At 64.8% G+C, this 2,118-nt stretch carries 2 protein-coding genes; both read right to left on the reverse strand.

The annotated features are described in order from the left end of the window. Positions 1-1,159 (reverse strand): transcription termination factor NusA (gene nusA / locus BN1263_RS17830; protein ID WP_058983088.1); only part of this gene is annotated, 1,159 nt, incomplete at its 3' end. Between the two features lie 4 nt (positions 1,160-1,163). After that, positions 1,164-1,754 carry a ribosome maturation factor RimP gene (gene rimP / locus BN1263_RS17835; RefSeq protein WP_019660578.1) on the reverse strand — a complete coding sequence of 197 codons (591 nt, stop codon included), beginning with the start codon at positions 1,752-1,754 and terminating at the stop codon, positions 1,164-1,166. Between the last annotated feature and the right edge of the window lie 364 nt (positions 1,755-2,118).

A 2,118-nucleotide genomic window follows, 5' to 3' on the forward strand; every position in this document is an offset into this window, starting at 1 on the left:
CCTCGACGGTGCCGAAGCCTTCGCTGACCAGGATGCCGGCGATCTCTTCGTCCACTTCCAGCTTGTCCATGAACAGCTGGCGTGCGGCGGCCTGCTCGGCCTCCGACTTGGCGGTGACCTGGTCCTGGGTCATCACGTTGAGCTGCCAGCCGGTCAGGCGGCTGGCCAGGCGCACGTTCTGGCCGCCCTTGCCGATCGCCTGGGCGAGACGGTCTTCGGCAACGGCCAGGTCCATCGAGTGCTTGTCTTCATCGACGATGATCGACTGGACTTCGGCCGGCGCCATCGCATTGATGACGAAGTTGGCCGGATTGTCGTTCCACAGCACGATGTCCACGCGCTCGCCGTTGAGCTCGTTGGACACGGCCTGCACGCGCGAACCGCGCATGCCGATGCAGGCACCGATCGGATCGGTGCGCTGGTCGTGGGCCAGCACGGCGATCTTGGCGCGATCGCCCGGATCGCGCGCACAGGCCTTGATTTCCACCAGGCCCTGGCCGACTTCCGGCACTTCCAGCTTGAACAGCTCGATCATGAATTCCGGGGCGGCGCGGCTGATGAACAGCTGCGGACCACGCGGTTCCGAACGGACCTCGGCCAGGTAGCCGCGCACGCGGTCACCGGCGCGCAGCACGTCGCGCGGGATGCCCTTGTCCTTCGGAATGAAGCCTTCGGCGTTGCCACCGAGGTCGACATAGATGTTGCCACGCTCGGCGCGCTTGACCACGCCGGTGATCAACTCACCGACACGATCCTTCCACGCGTCCACGACCTGCTGGCGCTCGGCTTCGCGCACGCGCTGGACGATGACCTGCTTGGCGGCCTGGGCAGCAATGCGGCCGAAGTCCGGGTTCTCGATCTGTTCTTCGATGTAGTCGCCGACCTCGACGCCTTCGGCTTCGTCGATGGCATCCATCAGGCGGATCTGGCGGTCGGGCGACTCCATGACCACATCATCGGCCACTACTTCCCAGCGGCGGAAGGTTTCGTAGCTGCCATCCTTGTGGTCGATGACCACGCGGGTCAGCACTTCCTCGTCGGGATAGCGCTTCTTCGCTGCCGAGGCCAGAGCGGCCTCGATGGCATCGAAGATCACTTCACGCGGCACGCCCTTCTCGTTGGCGACTGCGTCGACTACCAGCAACAGTTCCTTGCTCATTGGCTCACTCCGCGCGCGGCTTCTTTGCCGCCGGCTCGTTGGAAGAAGAATTCGTGTTCGGCTTCGGACGCTTCGGTGCCGGACCGGTCGGCTTGCTCGGGGCCAGCCCCAGCGCCACCCAGTCGGGCATGATCCGTGCCTTGTCGATGTTGTCGGCCGACACCACCACTTCGGCCTTGTCGACGATGAAGGTGATGGTGCCCGCAGCCTCGTCGGTCGCCTCGATACGCCCCTGCAGGCGACGACGGTTGTCCTGCGGCAGCTTCAGCGTGACCTTGGCCGATTCACCCTGGTGGCGAGCGAACTGCTCCAGGTTGAACAACGGGCGATCCACGCCCGGCGAGGACACTTCCAGCGTGTAATTGCCGCTGATCGGGTCTTCGACGTCCAGCTGCGCCGACACTTCGCGGCTGACCCGCTCACAGTCGTCGACATTGATGATGCGCTCGGGCTGTTCAGCCAGTGGCACGTCGATGTAAAGGCGCAGGGTCGCACCGCCGGGGGCCGGCAGATACTCAACGCCCAGCAGCTCCAGGCCCAGCGACACAACGGTCGGGGCGAGCAGATTCGCGATGTCGGTTGCCTTGTCGCTCACAGCCTGCCTTGATCTCTTGGTTGGGTGCCGGCCTTGGCCAGCGTGAAAACATGACGCCCCGGAAACGACAAAGGGCCCGCTGGGCCCCTTTTCCGGAAAGACTCCGGTGACTGGATTCCGGTTGCAACCTGCATTGCCTGCCGGTCGCGGCCCTCCTTCCGGATCCGGACTCCCGCTGGGAGGCCGCCTTCAGGGGTACTGCTAGGCCGCTGATGATAGCGGCTGCACCGCGCTGGTGCAAGGTGCGGGCGTGGGGGCAGCCCCTTTTCCGCACCGGCAGTTCGGGCATGGCTCGACTCTACAGAAACGGGCCAGCCCAAAGAAAAACGCCTTCGAAGGAGGACTTCGAAGGCGATCTCTTTAC

Origin of the sequence: Stenotrophomonas thermophila, assembly GCF_001499715.1 — a bacterium.
In the GTDB taxonomy this organism is placed as follows: domain Bacteria; phylum Pseudomonadota; class Gammaproteobacteria; order Xanthomonadales; family Xanthomonadaceae; genus Stenotrophomonas; species Stenotrophomonas hibiscicola.